Origin of the sequence: Pseudochelatococcus sp. G4_1912, from assembly GCF_047501465.1 — a bacterium.
In the GTDB taxonomy this organism is placed as follows: Bacteria; Pseudomonadota; Alphaproteobacteria; order Rhizobiales; family Beijerinckiaceae; genus Pseudochelatococcus.
Genome location: NZ_JAZDRL010000001.1, coordinates 594,814 through 615,506, shown reverse-complemented (window position 1 = coordinate 615,506; position 20,693 = coordinate 594,814). Strand labels below are relative to the sequence as shown.

Sequence of the window (20,693 nt, the reverse complement as noted above, 5' to 3'; positions counted from 1 at the left end):
GCGTTGAGGGAAGCGTCAAAAAAGCGAACGGGTAAGCTTAAGGTAGCTTCGCCATTATCGGAATAATTGTAAAAAGGCAGGGATTTCGCTGTCGAGAATCGTCACAGGGGTTTGTCTATGGTTGCTGATACACAATCCGGAGCTAGCGCTCTGGTCAAGGATACGACCACACAGGCATTTCGTCAGGATGTCATTGCTGAATCAGCCAAACAGCCAGTATTGGTTGATTTTTGGGCGCCATGGTGTGGGCCATGCAAGCAGCTTGCACCAATTATTGAGCGCGCTGTTAGTGCTGCTGAGGGGCGGGTAAAACTCGTCAAACTCAATATCGATGATTACCCCGATATTCCTGGTCAACTAGGCATTCAATCAATCCCAGCTGTAATTGCGTTTCAGAATGGTCAGCCAGTTGATGGTTTTATGGGGGCTTTACCTGAAAGCCAGATCAAGAGCTTTATCGAACGGCTGGTTGGTCCTCTAACCGGTGGTATCGATACACTACTTGATGAGGCCGATAACAAGGCAGATGCGGGGGATGTTGCTGGTGCTGCAGAGGTTTATGCTGCGGTGCTGGCGCAGGAACCCAACAACACCCGTGCGATCGGGGCCTTGGTACGCTTGCATATTACGCTTGCTGATCTTGAAGGCGCCCGCCGTTTTCTTGAGGCTGCGCCATCCGATAAGATGAACGATGCGCACATTACAGCCGCGCGCGCCGCATTAGAACTTGCAGAGCAGGCTGAAACTTTGGGGGATGTTCGCGAGTTAGAACAACGGGTGGCCGCTGATTCCGAGGATCATCAGTCGCGTTTTGATCTGGCATTAGCACTTAATAGCCGCAACAGACGTGAAGATGCTGTGAAGAATTTAATCGAGATTGTGCGCCGTGACCGAAACTGGAACGATGATGGCGCACGTAAGCAACTGGTGCAGTTTTTTGAGGTATGGGGGCCAAATGATCCGGCTTCTATTCTTGGACGTCGGCGGCTGTCATCAGTGCTGTTTGCCTAGTAAGCCGCTTTTTTGATGCAAGGCGGAAAAAAACCGCCGCATTGCGGCTTCAGAGAAAGGGAAGGCTATGACGCGCGTTCATCGATCGATTGCTGATTGTCCCGGCATCGTACCGTTGTTCCCACTCACTGGATCAATGCTTTTGCCGCGTGGCCATTTGCCGCTGAATATTTTTGAACCGCGTTATCTATCATTGGTGGACGATGCGTTAGGATCATGGCGTGTCATAGGCATTATCCAGCCAGATATAGATGGAGAGACAGCGGAATCTGAGGCTTCAGCTTCTCTTTACAAGGTTGGGAGTGTTGGGCGCATCACGCAATTCGTAGAACTGGAAGATGGGCGATATCTAATTTCTCTTACGGGTATTTCGCGTTTCCGGATTATTGAAGAATTGCCGGTTTTAACGCCTTATCGACAGGCACGTGTTGAGTATGAGCCCTTTTTGGTTGATTTCACCGCTCGCTCTGGCGAGGAAGAGGTGGATCGGCAATCAGTTCTGGATGTATTACGCAGATTTGCAGTTGCCAGAAACCTACGGGTGGATTGGAAGGCAATCGAGCAAGCATCGAATGAGGCGCTTATCAACGCTCTTTCCATGATGTCGCCGTTTGGTGCACGCGAAAAGCAGGCTCTTTTGGAGGCTATTGATTTAAAATCGCGAGCAGAAATGCTTGTAACAATCACTGAGATCGAGCTGGCACGCAAAGGTGTCGAGCCAGATCCCACGCTACAGTAGCACATCAACGCCTTCCAGAGATTGATGTCTTGGTTCAGATTTTGCAGGAGAAGTAATAATAATGACTAATGAGAATGCGGGAATTGGTTCCTCTACAGACGCAGAACCTGCCAATCGGATTGATCCCAAGTTGCTGGAGCTGCTTGTTTGCCCTCTAACCAAGGCGCCGCTTGAGTACGATCAGCAGAAACAGGAATTAATAAGCCGTCAGGCAAAGCTCGCTTATCCTATTCGTGACGGTATACCGATCATGCTTCCTGAAGAAGCACGTAAGCTTTCATAATTGTGGTGATTGAATCGTCTTTTCGGATGTTTACATGCATGAAGAGACGATTGCTCATGATTTGGGTAATATCAAAGGTGCCAGACGCTTCCTTGAGCGGTAAGCTTATTAAGATGAAGTGGGAGTAATTGCTGATCTCTGGGGGCTGGTTTGATGCGTCGCTTGCTTGTTATCATTTCGATGATGATGCCATCTTTCGGGATAGCGCAGGAGGCTTTACCCGCCCCTGCAAGCGAGGCTAGCTCAAAGGTGAATGAAGTTGCGCCTGCCAATTCGCTGCAGCTACTTCCTCCAGCATCTGTAAACTCTGCAGAAACTTATCGCCACCTCTTACGAAAGAAAGCGGAAATTGCAGGAGTGCCATTTGCCCTGGCAGATGCTGTTACTGAGGTGGAAAGCGCTTATAAAAGTAGCGCTATCGGAAGCGTCGGCGAGATCGGATTGATGCAGGTGTTGCCATCGACAGCACGGATGCTTGGATTTTCCGGTACCCTAAAAGAGTTATCTGATCCGGAAACAAACATTCATTATGGTGTTACCTATTTAGCTCAGGCTTGGCGGCTTGCCGATCAGGATATATGTACCACTGTGATGAAGTATCGCGCAGGCCACGGTGAAAGCAGGTTCTCACATCGCTCGGTTGATTATTGCATCAAGGTGCGGCGCGGTCTGACTACGCGCGGTTTTCCTGTGACGGGTGAGGTGCCAAAAGCAACTTTTGGCATACCTGTTGGTGGAACACAGATTGCTGGTCGCGTTGGTAAAAAAAGCCGCTTGAACTGGACTGCTGCAGATGCGCGCTGGCGCAAAGTGACAAGTCAGATTAGTCAATCCAGCTTAATCATCATGCAATAGAATGCGACGATCTAAACTTACAGATCGATCAGGAATGGAATAAGCGGTTCGTCAGCAGCTGGCATTGGATAATCGCGGAGGCGATTGGGGGCAACCCATTTCAGCATCTGCCCTTCACACGATGTCACGATGCCCTCCCAGCGCCGGCAAACATAAAGCGGCATCAGGAGATGAAACGTTTCATATGCGTGGCTTGCGAAGGTTAAAGGCGCAAGGCAATCTGGCTTTACCGTGATGCCAAGCTCTTCATGCAGTTCACGAATAAGCGATGCTTCAGGACTTTCACCTGGTTCCAGCTTACCACCAGGGAATTCCCATAGTCCGGCCAGCGTTTTGCCTTCTGGGCGTTGAGCCAGCAGAATGCGCCCATCTCCATCAATTAGCGCGCAGGCTACGACGAATAATAGTTTCTTGGGCTGAGTACTGAAAGAAGCGTCAGTCATGAGCGATAATCGCCGTTGATAGCAACATATTCCTTGGTCAAATCGCACGTCCACACAGTTGCGCTACCACGTCCCAAACCCAGATCAGCTGTAACGGTTATTTCGTCGTTGCGCATATATGCGGAAACAGCTTGTTCATCGTAGCTTGGGTCGCGCTCCCCATTATATGCCACGCGAATGCCACCAAACGAAATAGAGAGCCGATCGCGATCTGCGGGCTCTCCCGCTTTACCCACGGCCATGACAACACGCCCCCAATTGGCGTCTTCGCCTGCTACAGCTGTTTTCACCAACGGTGAATTGGCTATGGAAAGAGCCACCCGTTTGGCGGAGGCTGCACTCACGGCGCCTTCAACTTTTACGGTGATGAATTTGCGAGCGCCTTCACCATCGCGCGCTACCTGTTGAGCGAGATCAATGAGAAGACTGTTCAGGCAGGCACGAAAACCAGCAAGACGCCGATCACCTGCCGTTTCAATGAGCGGCGCACCACGCGTTGAGGCCGTGCCGGTTGCGAAGGCGAGAAGGGTGTCGGAGGTTGAAGTGTCGCTATCAACCGTAACGGCATTGAATGATCCCTGCACACCCCGTGACAGCAATCCTTGAAGAGCTGCTGCTGAAAGAGGCGCATCTGTTACCACAAACGAAAGCATCGTTGCCATATCAGGGGCGATCATGCCCGCGCCTTTGGCAAAGCCATTGATCGTTACTGTAATACCCCCGATGGTTGCCGTGCGGGTGGCGACCTTAGGAAAGGTATCTGTTGTCATGATGGCATTAGCGGCATCAATCCAGGCCGTGTCTGATGCGTTGCGGGCGCAATCTGCCAGCACATTGCCAAATTTGGTTGCATCAAGTGGTTCACCGATAACGCCGGTGGAGGCAAGAAATACTTCCGATTCTGTGCAGCCCACGACTTCCGCTGCAAGTTTGGCAGTAAGTTCTGTAGCTGCGCGCCCCTTTTTACCGGTAAAGGCATTGGCGTTGCCAGAATTGACTACAAGTGCGCGCGCCGTCCCTTGAGCGAGATTGGCTCGGCACCAATCTACGGGTGCGGAAGGGCAACGGGAGCGGGTAAACACGCCAGCAACCGTTGTAGCAGGATCAAACAAAGCGAGTAGCACATCTGTCCGCCCCTTGTATCGTATGCCCGCTGCTGCGGTCGCAAAACGTGCGCCGGCAATGGCTGGCAGTTCAGGGTAGATCTTGGGAGCAAGTGGCGAAATGGTTTTGGACATGATGTTCGTTCAGCCATTTTGACATATAGCGTTTTAGGAAAAAGCAGCTGCTTCTTTTTCTTAATACGCGTTAAATCAAGATATAGAGCAAAAAGGCCTGAAAGCCTTGGCATTAAAGCAATATGCAACGGCGTGCTGCATATTGCGCGCCGTTGCATGGCATTGATTGATGAACTGTTACTTCTTGGTCTCGTCGTTAGCTGCCTTGTCGTCATCGGCTTTATCAGCAGCAGGCTTGTCGAGGCGCTCGATCTTGGCTTTCTCGCGCAGCGCTAGAACAGCATCTTGCTGGGCCTTCTGAACGATGAAGGTTTTAATCTGATCCTTGACTTCATCATAGGTTGGAACAGGCTTCTTGCGCTTGTCTTCCACCTTGATGATATGCCAACCAAACTGGCTTTTCACAGGATCAGATACATTTCCTGGTTCAAGCTTGAAGGCAACCTCAGCAAATTCCGGCACCATGCGGTCACGGGTGAAGAAACCGAGATCACCACCTTCTTTAGCAGAGCCTGGGTCCTTGGAGAGCTCTCCTGCCAAAGCTGCAAAATCTTCCCCGCGCTTCAGACGGGCGACGATGGCCTTTGCTGCAGCCTCATCGGGCACCAGAATATGGCGCGCGCGAACCTCTTCTTCTGGCGGCAGGTTCTTGACAGTTTCATCGTAAAGCTTGCGGCCAGCCTCTTCAGTGGCAGCATCCAGTGCAACCTTGGCGAGATACTCATCTACCAGCACCTTGTCACGGGCATATGCGAGACGTTGGGCGAAGGCAGGCGAATCGTTCAGCTTGGCTGCTTCGGCTGCACCAGCGCCAAGGCGAATATCAATCAGGTAGCCGACGAGATAATCACGCCGCTGCGCATCAGACATGGCAGGCAAGCGATCATTCAGCTCTTCAGATGCAAGAGCCAGATCACGCTCAGTGATTGCTACGCCATTAACGCGCGCTAGCACTTTATCTTCAGCTGCAGCCTCCGGGGCTGCAATTGGGGTTGCGGGCGTTGCAGGTTGCTGAGCGCCAACGCCGTGCGATAGCGCAATGAGCGAGACGGCTGAGAGGGCCAGAAGGGCAGAAAAAGGATAACGGCGCGCAGTCATAATGCATTCCAGAAAGTGACGAGGCCTGATGCTGCCAGGCAGCAGATAGGATTCGCAGCCCATCTAAAGACGCGAAAGTATTGAATGAGTGGCGCAACCCGCGCCTAATGGCAAGGAGAATCGTATGTATAAATTCATGCACACCCAAAAACTGAACTCACATCCTCATGCATATGGTTAAGTCTCTCATGATGCATGCACCACCGACGCTAACGGTTTGTTCCACTGCGAAGGTGGGCGGGATGGGACTTTTGCCAGGAATGTAGGGCACTAATGGTTGACAGCGGCGTCGTATACGCCCATTTCGCACTTGTATCATCCGTGCGCCCTGATTTTCGTTTTGATGGTTAAGGCTGTAAGGATACTTGAAGTGCCCTAGACCATCACGTTCATCCCGGTTAAACGTTGCCGGTTAAATTGTGTGGGGCTGTGTGCTTCGGTACGCACTATTCTCTTTTCTGGAAGGCTTTCCATGTTAGGCGGCATTGCGAAAAAACTTTTTGGTTCGGCCAACGAGCGACGCTTGAAATCTTATCGAGCGCGAGTGGCGGCTATCAATGCGCTTGAACCGGAAGTTTCTGCTCTGTCCGATGAAGCCTTGCGGATGCGTACAGTGGAGTTTCGCCAGCAAATTGCGAATGGCGCTTCTTTGGATGATCTTCTCGTGCCAGCATTTGCTACGGTAAGGGAAGCGGCCAAACGCGTTCTTGGCCAGCGGCATTTTGATGTGCAGCTGATCGGCGGCATGGTGCTGAATGAAGGCTCCATCGCCGAAATGCGGACGGGTGAAGGCAAAACCCTCGTCGGTACGCTGCCGGTGTACCTCAATGCACTCTCATCCAAAGGTGTGCACGTCGTTACCGTTAATGATTATCTCGCCAGCCGCGATGCGGGCACTATGGGCCGAATCTATCGCTTCCTGGGCCTGACAGTAGGTGTGATCACGAACGGTCTTGACGATGACCAGCGTCGCGAAGCCTATGCTGCAGATGTCACCTACGGCACCAATAACGAATATGGCTTTGATTATCTCCGCGATAACATGAAGTACGATCTCTCGCAGATGGTGCAGCGCGGCCATAATTTCGGCATCGTCGATGAAGTTGATTCGATTCTGATCGATGAAGCACGTACGCCGCTGATTATCTCCGGTCCGTTGGATGATCGCTCTGATCTTTACAACACCATCAACGTGCTTATTCCCAAGCTTGGGCGCGAGCATTACGATCTCGACGAGAAGCAACGCGCCGTTTCGCTGACCGAAGAAGGCAATGAGCGAATTGAGGAAATCCTTACGGAGGCGGGACTGCTGAAAGAGGGGGCAGCACTTTACGATGCTGCCAATGCATCGCTGGTGCATCATGTCAATCAGGCATTGCGGGCGCATACGCTGTTTCAGCGCGATAAAGATTACATCGTTCGTAACAACGAAGTCGTTATCATTGATGAATTCACGGGCCGCATGATGCAGGGCCGCCGTTATTCGGAAGGCCTACATCAGGCGTTGGAAGCCAAGGAGCATGTTCAGGTTCAGCCTGAAAACCAGACATTGGCTTCAATTACGTTTCAGAACTATTTCCGCCTTTATGACAAGCTCGCCGGAATGACCGGAACGGCTGCAACGGAAGCAGACGAGTTTGCAGATATCTATCGTCTTGATGTTGTAGAAGTACCGACAAATCTGCCAGTGCGTCGTCTGGATGAAGATGACGAGGTCTATAGGACGGAAAAAGAGAAACTCAAGGCGATTGCGCGTGAAATTGAAGAGGCCTCAGCCAATGGGCAGCCGATTCTGGTTGGTACGACATCAATCGAAAAGTCTGAAGAGCTTGGCGCCTATCTGGCACAGAATGGCTTCAAACAAGTTGATTTCGCAGCTCCTGATGCATTGCGGCCCGTATTCGAGGCTGCCCGTGCGGGCAAGGCCAGTAAGCATTTCGCCGTTCTGAATGCGCGCTTCCATGAGCAAGAAGCATTTATTGTTGCCCAGGCAGGTGTGCCGGGTGCGATTACTATTGCAACGAATATGGCTGGTCGTGGTACCGATATTCAGCTGGGCGGTAATGCTGAAATGCGCATCGCGCATGATCTCTCCCCATTGCCCGAAGATGGCGTTATCGATGCAGAGCGCGCCCAGCGCGAGCAGGAAATCCGCAATGAAGTGGCCGCATTCAAGCAGCGCGCTATAGAAGCGGGTGGGCTGTACGTCATTGGTACAGAGCGGCACGAAAGCCGCCGCATCGACAACCAGCTACGTGGCCGTTCTGGCCGTCAAGGCGATCCAGGGCGCTCAAAGTTCTATTTGTCGCTACAAGACGACCTCATGCGCATCTTTGGCTCGGGCCGAATGGATAGCATGCTGACGCGCTTGGGCCTCAAAGAAGATGAGGCTATCGTTCATTCCTGGATTAATAAAGCGATTGAGAAAGCGCAAGGCAAGGTTGAGGCTCGCAACTTCGACATTCGCAAAAACATTCTCAAGTACGACAACGTAATGAATGACCAACGCAAGGTGGTCTTCGAACAGCGGCGCGATTTCATGGCTCGCGAGTCAGTGAGGGAAGAAATCGACGACATGCGCCACGGCGTTATCGACGATATCGTAGCACGCAATATTCCTGCTGATGCCTATCCAGAACAATGGAATGGCGAAGGGCTGGCTGAAGATGCGCGCCAGTTGCTTAACCTCGATCTACCAATCGTTGAGTGGCTTAAGGAAGAAGGCATTGCGGATGATGAAGTCCGCGAGCGCATCCGTACAGCTGCGGATGCGGCTTATGCAGAACGCGTAGAGCGCAACACGCCTGAGCTATCGACATATGTTGAAAAGCAGGTGTTGCTACAATCACTTGACCATCTATGGCGTGAGCATCTTGTTACGCTTGATCACCTCCGGCAAGTGGTGGGCTGGCGTGGCCTCGCGCAACGCGATCCCTTGAATGAGTATAAGGCTGAGGCTTTCCAGCTTTTCAATGGGTTGATTGACCAATTACGCGAGCAGGTAACGCGCCAGGTGACAAGGGTTGAGATCATGCTCAAGCCCCCGCAGGAAGAGCAGCGTGATGCGCCACAACTCGCGATGGCAGAAGCTGGTGCTGATTATGCTGATGGTGGATATGCATTACGCGATGCAGCTATAGATCCCGCCGATCCCGCGACATGGGGAAGGGTGGGGCGCAATGATCTGTGCCCTTGTGGATCGGGGCGCAAATTCAAGCATTGCCATGGACGCCTTGCCTAACCGCATTTGATAAGGGGTGGCATCGGGGTAAAATCAAATGATGGTGCCCTGATTTAATGCCTGGACACCTTCAAATTTATGGCAAGGTCGGCATTCCATATCGACCTTGCATATTTCCATAAGCGCTTGTCATCATGGAGCGTGGCATCATAGTCTGCATAAGCTCCCATCATTTGTGCCAATACGAGCACTATATCCTCAGGTTCTTGTTATCTGATTGATGTAGCAGGGATATTTATTCCAAGAATTCGAATCTGGTGCAGTAAAAGAACACCACAGAGCCTATGCGATGGCACGTGTAAAATGAGAAATTCAATTCTGATGATGTCGCGGAAAAAAATATATTTTTAATATGAGTGATCTAAAAGTCTTTTTCTTGCTCTAATCTTATCGATTTTAATTATCTTCCGTAATTTTTGAATAATAATCACTCTCTAACTTCTTTGTAACGATTTATTATCGAATGTTACCGTGCTGTAACAATGTTAATCGCCTGTTAATTTGATGTTTATTTTAAGGCAAAAGTGAGTTATTCTTGCCTAGTGCTTAGATTATTGCGTAATTAGTCGAGAAGCAACCATGGCAACGATTGCAGTCCTTGAGCGACAGGAGACAGGCCATTCACCAGTAGCTATACCTGTAGCCGTACGGGGCGGTGATGTTGTTGTAGAGAGTTTTGGATCGCGCGACTGTTTAATGCAGTGGGCGCGATTTGCATTTGGGGATGAAGCGTTTGATGAGGAAGAATCTTCCAAACTTCCACGCCTGAATGATGAACCGATAATCGTTATCATCAATAGCGGCGTTATCGATGATACAACGATTGAAACATTGCATGATTTGAAACGTCTTGCGCCTTCTGCCAATATGCCTGTGATCGTGATTAGTGAAAAACGCGATCATTCTTCGTCGCTAAGAGCGCTTGAAGCAGGTGCTATGGAAGTTTTCGCGCGGGAGCGCGGACATGATGAATGGCTATTCCGCTTGCGCAAGTTGCTAGCCTTATGTCGCCGCCGCAGCAGCAAGAAGATCCATCAGGACCGTGAACCTAGCTTATATGAAGTCGACAAATTAACCAATTTCCCTAGCCAAGCTTATTTTGCGGAGGATGTAAAACGGCGATTGGCCAGCGGTCTGCATGATACGATGGCGCTGCATATTGTGCGGATAGACAGCTTTGATGTTGTTAATAATGCATTCAATCCAGGTGTTAGCCAGAAACTGCTCGAAGTATGCGCTAATCGGTTACGAAATATACTAGGCAGTGATCATATAGTGGGGCGGTTTGGGGCCGATAGTTTTGCCGTTCTTCAATGCTGCATTGGTGTTTCACCTGATATTGAAGTGCTGGCACGACAAATACAGGCGCAGCTATGCGCACCTTGCCTGATCGCCGGACATCACATTAGCCTTGAGGTAACAATTGGCATTGCTTGCTATCCGCAGCATGGCCTGGAGTATGACGTGCTCTCACATCATGCGGGGTTAGGGGTTAATCATGTCCGTAACAGTAATGAAGGAGCTGTGGCATTCTTCCATGAAGATATTCTTGCAGATGCACGCCGTATAGCATCCCTGGATATCGATTTGCGTAATGCACTTACTACCCAGCAGTTCTTCCTGCAGTTTCAGCCGCAGGTCGATCTTATCTCTGGGCAATTGTCAGGCGTAGAGGCGTTGGTACGGTGGCGGCGTACTGATGGTTCCATTGTCTCACCGGGCGAGTTTTTGCCGTATGCGGAAATGAGCGGACTGATCGTCGCTATTGACGAATGGGTTCTTTCAGAAGCCTGCCGAGCGGCTCGTCATTGGCATAATGCCGGATTGAATGTGCGAATTAGCGTTAACCTGTCTTCCAAGCAGTTTGCTATGCGTAAAATTCCTGACCTAATTTCGCGCGTATTGCAGGAAACAGGTCTTGATCCGATTTACCTGGATATCGAATTAACAGAGAGTTCGATTATGCAGGATATGGAACGTGTTCGGCTCGATTTGGCGCGGATTCGGGAGCTTGGGGTTACGGTTTCGATTGATGATTTTGGTGTCGGCTACTCCTCACTGCATTTTCTTAAGCAGTTGCGAGCTGATCGCTTGAAGATAGATCGTGGTTTCATTCGCAATCTCGCGAGCAATCAAAGTGATAGAGCGATACTACGTACGATAATCGACCTAGGGCATCAATTGGGTTTTGGAGTGGTAGCTGAGGGTGTTGAAACAGCAGAACAGCTTGCTATCCTGCGTGAGGAGAGCTGCGATGAAGTGCAAGGCTTCTTATTTGCTCAACCAATGTCGACCCAGGATTTTATGGTGTACGCTCAACGTATTCCATTTCAGTCTTATTCATCGGATGCTACCCTGGAAACAGGTTTCCGTGAGATAGCTTGAGTGTTAATAGTGTAATATTTCTATTTATTTAATGTAATGCATATTTTAGAACGTGTTAATTATTTACTTGCTCATTTTGTGAAGTAGAAATTACCTACTTTTCAGAGGTAGGGCTTTTCAAAGTTATTCTCCTAAGACATTAATTGTAAAGGCTATTATACCTAAATTGAAAACGAACGCAGCCAAACATTGCATAGTAACAACAATGCGAAAATGTCGATCAGTGATCTCTACGTCAGAGGTCTGAAAGGTCATCCCCAAGCAGAATGCAAAATAAATGAAATCACGATAATCAGGCTCTTCTGTGCCTGGAAATCTCAAGCCCCCTCGATCTTCTTTTTGCTCACCAGAAGTGTAAAAGAGGTGTGCGTAATGCAAGGCATAAATGATATTACTGAATATCCAGGAGAGGGTAAGAGTCACAATAATAAGAATAATAGTTGGATTATGAGGTGCCTCTTTTTGCCTTAATTCACTCGCGACAGTGGCAAGAAGCACAAGCATGACCATGCCCGTTATCGCTAATAAACCTAATCGATTGGCATCGTTGAGCTTGGCGGCATATCGCATCTCGGCTGGCTTATTGTCGAGCAAGGACCAGCATGTCATCAGAAAGACAACGGCTGCACAGTCAAAGCCGACCATAAAACCAATTCCCCAACCCCAGATTGGAATCATTATTGAACATAATGAGATGAGAATCGTCGCAAAAGCAACGAAGCGCGCAGGCGCAATCATATTTCCCATGTTGCGATATATGACGCTGAGATTAATTTTATGCATTCTTATAAGCCCTAATATATAATATTGAAATTATACATTCCCCCTCACTTAGGAAATCTAATCCATATTGAAGAAGCCTTAAATATTCTATAAAATCTCATTTTATGAGAGTATTTATATTTCTAATTAAGCCCTAATGATAAAATATAATTATGCATGACGACATCAATCTGATGCCGTCATGCATATTGATCAAATGTGATTAGTGGTCATCGCGGTGCTGCCATCCCCGGCGAGCTGCTGCTGCATGCCCTTGAGGATCACCAAACCATCCGCCTTGGCCACGATCATTTCGCCTGTCGTCGTCATCGCGGCTGCTATAACGGCGTTCGTCATCATCGCGCGAGCGCCCATAGGAGCGTTCCCCGCGCATGTTATCATCATAATCACGATCCGAAGCGCGCCGTTCATCCCATCCGCGTCGTGCCGCTTCTGAGTGGCCCTGAGGGTCACCATACCAGCCGCTTTGACCACGATCACTGCGCCTGTAGTCATCGTCGCGGCTGCTATAACGACGATCATCATCGTCACGTGAGCGGCTATAGGAGCGACTACCACGCATGTTATCGTCATAATCGCGATTAGAGCTACGCCGCTCGTCCCATCCGCGACGTGATGCTTCGGAGTGGCCTTCAGGGTCGCCAAACCAGCCACCTTGGCCGCGATCGTGGCGTCTATCATCATCATGACCGCGACTATGACGTTGTTCAGACCGACGATCATCATTGTAATCGTCCCGATATGAACGACGTTCGTCATCATCCCTGCGATGCGAGCGATAATCAGAACGCCGATCATTTTCACTTACAAATCGTCCTTGGGAATCGCGCTCACGTTGATAAGGTTGTTGAGACATCTTTGTTTCCTCTTGATTGTAAGGATTAGAAAGTTCGTCGAGTGACAAACATTTCAGAACCGGCTCTATTTCCTCGAAATTAGCCAGTTCTTGTTTTCGCTCCGATAGTTGCGCCGGCAATTCTTTAACCGCAAGCGCCTTTACTCGTGCGAAAAGTCCGGTTACAGGCTCCGCTTCAGCTTCAAACAGCTGGCGAATGAGACTGTCAAAAACTCGAAATTTTGCTGGATCAAGATTTCCCTGCTCTAGCTCAATCATTAAGTTTGAAGCTAGAATTTTGGCTAGATCTCTTTTGATCTCAGTATCTTGCAGATCATTTTCTAAAGCTGAGTTTTCTGTTAATGCCGAGATTAAAATATCTTCTTCTAATCTAGAATGTTTAATCCAGCATAATACAGCTTCTTTGACTTGATCGTTAGGGGTCTTATTTGATTTATTTTTTGCGCTATCAAGAAGAGATTTTATTTTGTTGTGCTCAGAGTGTAAGATTGAAAATGCATCATTTGTCTCTGAAGCATCTTTATTGCGCTCTGTTTCCTGCCCTGTTGAACTATTCTTACCAGGGTCTTCACTTTCTGTTGTCTGCTTCGGCATGGAGTGCCTCCAGATTCGAGAGTCTCGAAAAGTCGGAGATGAGTGGAGTAAAAACAACCCATTCCGCGCCAGCATCCGTTGTATGTGGCGCGTTATTCTAATAATCACCTCATCAGAAGATCGTTCCAAAAAAATATAATAATATAACTTGTTCTTAGCTGTTTGTTTTATATACGTAATAAAATTGTATTTTATATAAACCTGACAAAAAATGTAATATATTCTAATAAATATTTGATTTATAACGATTCATTCTCATTATTTCGCTGCGCAGTTGTGTGCAGATGACAAGATGTCGACAATAATCTTTGCTCGTTACAGTGGGGCAGGTATCACTAGGATATTAGTGGCAATCCACGCGTCCTTTAGCCATCATCAATAAGGACGCTTCCGATCATGACGTCTAGGATGGGCCGTTTAAATCATGCGGCTTGCTATGCGCCATCTAACTGGTTCATTGAACCAAGGAGCACTACGTAAAAAGGCACTCAGGTTTCCCTAAGTGCCTTTAATTACTTCCGAAAATGGTGGGCGCGACAGGGATCGAACCTGTGACCCCTACGATGTCAACGTAGTGCTCTCCCGCTGAGCTACGCGCCCGATGTCCGTGCAAATTAATGCGACGAACGAAAGCTGTATGGCTTCATACTGGTTTGTCATCATTAAGCAAGTGAAAAACCTTACTTATTAACAACCTGTATGGGCTTCCGGATAGTTAGGCCGGTTACCAGTAGTGGCGGCGGAAATCAACGCCACGTCCATTGACATGCGCTATAGCCCGGCTATGCCGTTCTTGCAAGCGACCAGGCACGCAAAATCCCACTAACATGTGGACATCTCGCATGATAAGCATAAATCGTTTTCATAACTATCAGATTTATAATGATAATTACGCAACAAGCAATTTTTCAACCTCACCGACGAGCTCACGCAGATGGAAGGGCTTGGATAGCACTTTTGCATCTCGTGGGGCCTGGGAATCAGGATTCAAAGCTACAGCTGCAAATCCGGTAATAAACATCACCTTAATATCCGGATCGAGCTCGGTGGCGCGTCGCGCGAGTTCGATGCCATCCATTTCGGGCATTACTATATCAGTGAGCAGGAGCTCAAAAGGCTCTTCCCGCAAGCGGTTATATGCGGAAAGTCCGTTGTCGTACGACGCTACATCGTAGCCTGCATTTTGCAGAGCTTTAACGAGGAAACGGCGCATATCGTTATCATCTTCAGCGAGGAGAATCTTGTTCATGGCGTGTCATGCAATCGTTGTGGCAAACTATCCGATCAGGCAAATAGCCCGCTCGCTCTTTACCTATCAAGCGGCTGTGATCGTAAATATGACGTGAAGGCGAGGGCGCAAACATGGCAAAACGCTTCTTTATAGCCTTTCTCGTGGACATAAATGCCCGAAAACGTCAGTATGTGACAAATGAGCATCGGAGAATTGGGCCCATGAGGGCCTGCCTTATGATTATGAACCATGATGGGTGGCAAGCGATTCTCCTTAACCGAGGCGCTATTAGCAAGCAGTGGCAAGAAATCTGAATGGATATACAGCACCCTGCACAGAACATTACACCTTCCTTTAGCATTCATGAGCCTGCTGAGCACAAGGCTCCAGTGATATTTAACGCTCCTCATGCGGGGAATCTGTACTCTCAAGATTTTCTCAATAGCTCCCGGCTTGGTTCTCTCGCACTCAGACGTTCAGAAGATGCGCATGTCGACAAATTATATGCGGGCGTTGTGCAACTTGGCGCGCCATTGATGGTAGCGCATTTCCCGCGGGCATATCTGGATCTCAATCGCGAACCTTACGAGCTCGATCCGAGGCTTTTCAATAGCAAGCTACCATCCTATGCCAATGCTCGATCAGTGCGAGTGGCGGGGGGGCTTGGCACTATTCCGCGTGTAGTGGGAGAGGGGCAGGATATCTATCCAGGCCGTATTACGTTAGAGGAAGGCCTTGGGCGCATTGAAGCGCTTCATAAGCCTTACCATTGTGCATTACAGAACAGGCTGGATCTTGCTGCTGCAAAGTTTGGCGCTGTATTGCTGATTGATTGCCACTCAATGCCCACACCCAGCGCCAAACCCGGGCAATCGCTACCTCCCGATATTGTATTAGGAGATCGCTTTGGCAGGAGTTGCTCTCCTGCTATTACAGGTTTTCTGGAGCAGGCTTTTCAGGCGCGAGACTACCGTGTTGCCCGTAATCGTCCTTATGCGGGCGGCTACATCACTGAACATTATGGCCAGCCCGCAAACGGACGCCATGCGATTCAGATTGAAATCAGTCGCGCACTTTATATGAATGAATTTTCACTCGAACCTACAGCAAATTTTGTGCGGCTGGCACAAGATCTTGTCGCGATAGCAGCGCAGCTAATGCGTATGGCACCTACTTTACTCTCGTCGATGCGAGAGGCAGCTGAATAATTTTCTGACAATGGCCATAATTATTATAAGCTAACCCCATTCCTCATTATTTGAGAGCAGTTGATATATCGTGAATTCCAGCACAATATGAGTTAGGGATCATTCTCCGGCCGCAATCTTGCAGCAATGGGCTTTGTATGGAACTCCCTAATCTTTTGAAACAAGCAGTTGATGCCGCACTCAACGGTAAACCTGTGCAGGATATTGCCCGTGCGGCAGCTGCTCTGTCTGCGCGTTATAGAGCTGAGGTGCGCGATGGGCGCTATCATCTTGCTGATGATCAGGCGGCGCTTGCCTATCTCGCAACGCGCCTCCCGGCAACCTATGCAGCAATCCGTTCAGCACTATCAATGACGGCGCATGAGATACCAGGCTTTTCCCCCACCACGATGCTTGATGTTGGTGCAGGACCAGGTACGGCACTCTGGGCTGCGGTCGATCAATGGCCATCATGCAATGAAGCCTTAATGATTGAGGGAAGCGCCGCTATTCGCCAATGGGGAGAGCGGCTCTCTGCGCCGCTGGCGCGAGAGGTGAGCTGGAAATCAGGTGATATCCTCATTGACTTGCCACAGAAAGACAGCCCCCTGTCCCAGCGTGATCTGGTTACAATGGGCTATGTGCTTGATGAGATATCGCCTGACAAACGCCCTGCATTGATTGAGCGTCTATGGGCGCTGACTTCTGGTGTGCTTTTTATTATCGAACCGGGAACGCCTGCTGGTCATGCACGTATTCTTGCAGTTCGAGAGCAACTGATAAAGGCTGGAGCTCATATTCTCGCTCCATGTATGCACGCTGCTACATGCCCCATCACTGCGCCAGACTGGTGCCATTTCTCCCGGCGTGTGTCGCGATCAAGGATTCACCGCCTTGCAAAGGGTGGGGAAGTGCCGTGGGAGGATGAAAAGTATATTTTCATTGCCGCTGCGCGCACCTCAGTTATCGCAGAGTGGGATGCGGATTCTGGCAGCTGTGAAGGCGAAGCTGAAAGCTCACGTATTTTGGCTCTGCCACGGGGTAGCGGGGGACGCGTACAGCTCAAGATCTGCCAGAGTGATGGCAGCGCAGTTGAGCGCACGTTCAGTCGACGAGATGGTGAGGCCTATAAAAAAGCCCGTCGCGCTGATTGGGGCGACAGGCTTTAATGAGGCTTATGCCCCTTTTATGCGGCCTGGAAGCAAGAAGGCTATAGCTTACCAGCATCCCCAACGGTTGCAACGAGGATGGTAATAGTAGCCGCCACGGCGACCATAATAATAGTAATTGTCATTGGAACGTGCAGCGCTTGCCCCAACGACGGCGCCTCCTACAACGCCAACGGCAGTACCCACTGCGACGGCAGTCGCTGCCTGATCAGACTGGCGGCGATTCTCTGCATAAGCTGCATTCGCGCAATTATCGAACGCCCGCGTTCCAGGTCTCAGGCCGGCGCTTGTACAAACGCGCTCGGCGCTATACATGGATTCCTGAGTGCTTTGACAAGCTGCTAGTACCGTCGTTATGGCGGCCATCAAGAGAATGATACGCATAGGACTACCTCCCTAGGAAACCCATACTCTGCATGTCGATTTAACAATCCCTGAATATCATGAAAGTTGCATAAATGCTGTTCATTTTAGAAATTGGCAACTTTCTTTAGGAGGCGGGTATTTCCATGCTACGATTTTATGTCTGTGTTTGCTGGCTGGCGTGTTAATTGCATTAAAAGCCTGGAATTTACTCTAATAATGAACCTTTTGCTCGGCTGTAAGATCTTAGCGACTTCCACCCGTGCTCGCTGTGTGCTCCATTACCCCTTGCCACTCAGGATCCGGGCCGATGTCATTGGCGTGATCAATCGCCAATAGTTGAGCCAATCTGCGTCTGGCCCTATTTACGCGACTTTTGATAGTGCCAAGCGCGCAGCCGCACATCTCGGCTGCTTCCTCATAGGAAAGTCCTGCGCCGCCAACCAGGACCAGTGCTTCGCGCTGATCATCAGGCAGCTTCATGAGAGCACCGCGAAAATCCTGCATGTTCATGTGGCCAAGCTGGGAAGGGGGCTGTGCTTGTTGTGAAGCGATGCGCCCATCAACATCCTCCACCTCCCGCCGACGTTTACGGTATTCTGAATAAAAGACATTTCGCAAAATGGTATAAAGCCAAGCCACCATATTGGTGCCTTCGGTAAACGATGTCAGTTTAGCCCACGCGCGAATAAGCGTCTCTTGTACCAGATCATCAGCGCGGTCTGCATTTCCGCATAGCGAGATTGCAAATGCACGCAAACTGGGAATGGCCTTAACGAGGTCCTGTCTGACACGTTCGCTAGGCGCATTAACATCTGCCTTCGCGGGTGATACATCGTTTTCTTTGGCCAGTTCTATCTGCGGCATTTTTATTTCCCCCTCCCGGGCGCATAGCGTCGGAGTTTTTGCCGTTCGTTATTTCTACCATGTGCTAACGTTATGCGCACGGTAGAACGGGGTGTCTGAGGCTATTATTTCAGCTGCAATGCTATGGCTGGGCAGCTGAATGTCACCGTGACACTTCTTATGAGCACCGGGTGTTTGAGGTGCTTTTAGCCATATAGCCTTATGCTTAGCCGTTAGAGTCAGGCTTTAAACGCATAAGACAGAAAAAAGTTCCCTTTTTGGTTCAGACTGATCGTAACTTCATGCAGCCAGATAATAATAATCCTCCATACAATGAGGTGTTATTAGAAATAACATCGTTCTGTATCCTGCATGAGTTGAAGCCATCATGAACTAAAATGGAAGATCGAATAGGATACGTTTCTTGCAGATATTTGTTGTTAAATATATTTATTAACCGCAACGAAATGCATGTTTAAAGACGGAAAAACGCTCCAGTGGTATTTTCTAATGGAATAATAATCGTATTTTCTCCTGTTTCTTCACTCAGAACCGTTTTTGCGTTGAGCTGACGAACATATGCGCGTGCAAGCCGCTCCTGAAGAGCTGAAGGTGTTACAGATTGCAGGGGGAGCGTTGCAAACGTCAACTGCAGATATCCGATTGGGGTCTTTGTTTGCGCTTCTGAATTGTCCTCTCCTGCAGCAGCGGTAACCTTTGCACTAACGAGCACCTTGGGACGGAGCATATTCGGTGGAGCACGGCGAATTGTATCAAGATAGGCTGGAAGTACTGCAGCAATATAAAGCGCAATGCCAATAGCACGATCAAGGTCGACAAAATATCCAGCGGCCGGTGGCACTTCAAGGACATCATTCTCAGATACATGTGACGTGCGAATGAGACTGTCTATTACATCATGCATCAACTCTGCCAGTGGCGCCTCGCCCAGATCGCCCGAACTATAACCAACACGATAGGCAACCGACATTGCTTGAACATGGTCTTCGATAAAACGCAGACCATTGATATCTGTTTGTGCCTCCACCTTGTTGCTATGGCTGGTTTCCTCAGCGCGCTTATGTAGACTGAGGAGACTTACAATTACTTGAAAGTTATTCTTTACGCGATGATGCAGCTCCCGCAGAACCGTTTCCTTTTCCTGGGCGGCTCTTTCGCGCTGATAGGTTTGCTCGGCAATGTTGGTCGCCATATCATTAAAGGCATCGCCAAGTTCAGCAATCTCGCGTGGTGCATCGCGAATGTGTACTGCACGCACAGAAAGACGGCCGCTGCCGTATAGACGGGTTACGCGTTGCAAATATCGGATCCAACGCACAACAAGTCTCTCTGTTGCCCAAAGCGCTCCAATTCCCGCCACGATAAGCATGAGGAGAGGGGGCAGCAATGAACTCCACAGAATGGATCGCTCTAAAGCAAACAACGAGGCATCAGGATACCCTGTCAGCACAAACAGATCGGGGTTGACCGTTGGAGCTATAAAATAATGAAATGGTTCTCCAGATTGAGATAGCGTTGCCAAGCTTGTAATAGGAATTTCACGCGATAACGCATCGGTAATTGCTGTGGCATGCGCAGGAAACCAGTTGTCAGTGAGGGACGATGATGTTGACTGCACAATAACATCGCCTTGTGCAGTAATAACCGCGGTGCCACGATCAATGCCCAAACGCGATGCAATAAGGTTGTAGGATAATACAGACGTGCGCAAGGCGGAGACGAGAAATACCTCGGAAGGTTTAGCTGCGGCTTCGTTCGATATTACCTTGGTGCCGAGCAAAAGATGGTGACCATCTTCCGAGCGCACGACTGCTGGATTAATGCCATATGATTGTTGCTTGCGCAGCTGATCGCGAATTTTAGCAATCTCGGCAATCGCAGCTTCATCGTTATTGAACAGACCTGTAGTGTCAGCAAAGCAAACCATGGCTTGATTCACGAAAAGAGCGGAAAAACTATATTCCCGCCGCTCCCGCAAAAAATTAGTCATTTGGTTTTTGCAATGGGATGGATCTGAGATTGTTTTATCATTAGGGGAGAATTGCGTTGCAGCAGTGATGGTATTATCTCGCAGCAGCGAACTAATTTCCCCGGCAACACGATCAGCAGCTCTTTCAGCCGTGCTGATTTTAATATCATAAAGTCGTTGGTTCTGCACAAAGGCCCAGAAACATGCAGCCAACGCTGCCGGAATAAGCACCATGCCTAAGGCAATGATGATCTGACTGCGCAGCCCCCGGCTATTCGTTTCTGGTTCAGAGTCAACAGCCTCCTGCGCAGCTGAGTGAAGTATCACTGAGCGTGCAGGACGTTGTCTCTTGTCTACTATTAACGCTTCATCCATCCCCAA

At 49.4% G+C, this 20,693-nt stretch carries 17 protein-coding genes and 1 tRNA gene; 8 read left to right on the top strand and 10 right to left on the bottom strand.

What is annotated here, in order from left to right; translation table 11 throughout:
• The first annotated feature begins 117 nt into the window (after positions 1 to 117).
• The 4 genes from trxA (at position 118) to VRZ32_RS02880 (ending at position 2,888) form a co-directional block, all read left to right on the top strand.
• Positions 118 to 1,011 carry a thioredoxin gene (gene trxA / locus VRZ32_RS02895; RefSeq protein ID WP_414523999.1) on the top strand — a complete coding sequence of 298 codons (894 nt, stop codon included), beginning with the start codon at positions 118 to 120 and terminating at the stop codon, positions 1,009 to 1,011.
• 67 nt (positions 1,012 to 1,078) lie between these two features.
• Positions 1,079 to 1,750, top strand: coding sequence for an LON peptidase substrate-binding domain-containing protein (locus tag VRZ32_RS02890; protein WP_414523997.1), 672 nt, complete (start codon positions 1,079 to 1,081; stop codon positions 1,748 to 1,750).
• Between the two features lie 61 nt (positions 1,751 to 1,811).
• Positions 1,812 to 2,033, top strand: coding sequence for a Trm112 family protein (locus VRZ32_RS02885; protein WP_414523995.1), 222 nt, complete (start codon positions 1,812 to 1,814; stop codon positions 2,031 to 2,033).
• Between the two features lie 153 nt (positions 2,034 to 2,186).
• The gene (locus VRZ32_RS02880) at positions 2,187 to 2,888 is read left to right on the top strand and encodes a lytic transglycosylase domain-containing protein (RefSeq protein WP_414523993.1); all 702 of its coding nucleotides are present in this window, start codon (positions 2,187 to 2,189) and stop codon (positions 2,886 to 2,888) included.
• A 17-nt stretch (positions 2,889 to 2,905) separates the two neighbouring features.
• On the opposite strand, the gene VRZ32_RS02875 is transcribed toward VRZ32_RS02880, so the two are convergent.
• The 3 genes from VRZ32_RS02875 to VRZ32_RS02865 form a co-directional block, all read right to left on the bottom strand.
• On the bottom strand, positions 2,906 to 3,331 hold the full coding sequence (locus VRZ32_RS02875; RefSeq protein WP_414523991.1) for a (deoxy)nucleoside triphosphate pyrophosphohydrolase: 426 nt from the start codon (positions 3,329 to 3,331) through the stop codon (positions 2,906 to 2,908).
• A complete protein-coding gene (argJ, locus tag VRZ32_RS02870; RefSeq protein ID WP_414523989.1) occupies positions 3,328 to 4,569 on the bottom strand; it encodes a bifunctional glutamate N-acetyltransferase/amino-acid acetyltransferase ArgJ in 1,242 nt (413 codons plus the stop codon). The genes VRZ32_RS02875 and argJ overlap by 4 nt, the downstream gene beginning before the upstream one ends.
• A gap of 177 nt (positions 4,570 to 4,746) precedes the next feature.
• Positions 4,747 to 5,667, bottom strand: a complete 921-nt coding sequence (locus tag VRZ32_RS02865) for a peptidylprolyl isomerase (protein ID WP_414523987.1) — start codon at positions 5,665 to 5,667, stop codon at positions 4,747 to 4,749.
• 472 nt (positions 5,668 to 6,139) lie between these two features.
• Between VRZ32_RS02865 and secA the strand changes: the two genes are divergently transcribed.
• Together secA and VRZ32_RS02855 are read left to right on the top strand one after the other, a co-directional pair.
• Positions 6,140 to 8,908 (top strand): preprotein translocase subunit SecA, encoded by a 2,769-nt coding sequence (secA, locus tag VRZ32_RS02860; RefSeq protein ID WP_414523985.1) that lies wholly within the window; start codon positions 6,140 to 6,142, stop codon positions 8,906 to 8,908.
• 579 nt (positions 8,909 to 9,487) lie between these two features.
• Entirely contained in the window at positions 9,488 to 11,293 is a 1,806-nt protein-coding gene (locus VRZ32_RS02855) for a putative bifunctional diguanylate cyclase/phosphodiesterase (RefSeq protein ID WP_414523983.1), read from the top strand.
• A 123-nt stretch (positions 11,294 to 11,416) separates the two neighbouring features.
• On the opposite strand, the gene VRZ32_RS02850 is transcribed toward VRZ32_RS02855, so the two are convergent.
• The 4 genes from VRZ32_RS02850 to cpdR form a co-directional block, all read right to left on the bottom strand.
• A complete protein-coding gene (locus VRZ32_RS02850; protein ID WP_414523981.1) occupies positions 11,417 to 12,076 on the bottom strand; it encodes a DUF1345 domain-containing protein in 660 nt (219 codons plus the stop codon).
• A gap of 202 nt (positions 12,077 to 12,278) precedes the next feature.
• Positions 12,279 to 13,526, bottom strand: coding sequence for a hypothetical protein (locus VRZ32_RS02845; RefSeq protein WP_414523979.1), 1,248 nt, complete (start codon positions 13,524 to 13,526; stop codon positions 12,279 to 12,281).
• Between the two features lie 525 nt (positions 13,527 to 14,051).
• Positions 14,052 to 14,126, bottom strand: a tRNA-Val gene (locus tag VRZ32_RS02840).
• A gap of 289 nt (positions 14,127 to 14,415) precedes the next feature.
• Entirely contained in the window at positions 14,416 to 14,775 is a 360-nt protein-coding gene (cpdR, locus tag VRZ32_RS02835; RefSeq protein WP_166955752.1) for a cell cycle two-component system response regulator CpdR, read from the bottom strand.
• A gap of 296 nt (positions 14,776 to 15,071) precedes the next feature.
• Between cpdR and VRZ32_RS02830 the strand changes: the two genes are divergently transcribed.
• Entirely contained in the window at positions 15,072 to 15,965 is an 894-nt protein-coding gene (locus tag VRZ32_RS02830; protein WP_414523977.1) for an N-formylglutamate amidohydrolase, read from the top strand.
• A gap of 137 nt (positions 15,966 to 16,102) precedes the next feature.
• On the top strand, positions 16,103 to 17,113 hold the full coding sequence (locus tag VRZ32_RS02825; RefSeq protein WP_414523975.1) for a small ribosomal subunit Rsm22 family protein: 1,011 nt from the start codon (positions 16,103 to 16,105) through the stop codon (positions 17,111 to 17,113).
• A 48-nt stretch (positions 17,114 to 17,161) separates the two neighbouring features.
• Here the strand turns inward: VRZ32_RS02825 and VRZ32_RS02820 are convergent, their stop codons facing one another.
• From VRZ32_RS02820 to VRZ32_RS02810, 3 genes are all read right to left on the bottom strand, one after another.
• Positions 17,162 to 17,497, bottom strand: a complete 336-nt coding sequence (locus VRZ32_RS02820) for a hypothetical protein (RefSeq protein ID WP_414523973.1) — start codon at positions 17,495 to 17,497, stop codon at positions 17,162 to 17,164.
• Positions 17,498 to 17,722: 225 nt separating this feature from the next.
• The gene (locus VRZ32_RS02815) at positions 17,723 to 18,343 is read right to left on the bottom strand and encodes a sigma-70 family RNA polymerase sigma factor (RefSeq protein WP_414523971.1); all 621 of its coding nucleotides are present in this window, start codon (positions 18,341 to 18,343) and stop codon (positions 17,723 to 17,725) included.
• 454 nt (positions 18,344 to 18,797) lie between these two features.
• Positions 18,798 to 20,687: a histidine kinase dimerization/phosphoacceptor domain -containing protein gene (locus tag VRZ32_RS02810; RefSeq protein WP_414523969.1), complete on the bottom strand. Its 1,890-nt coding sequence runs from the start codon at positions 20,685 to 20,687 to the stop codon at positions 18,798 to 18,800.
• Positions 20,688 to 20,693 lie beyond the last annotated feature (6 nt).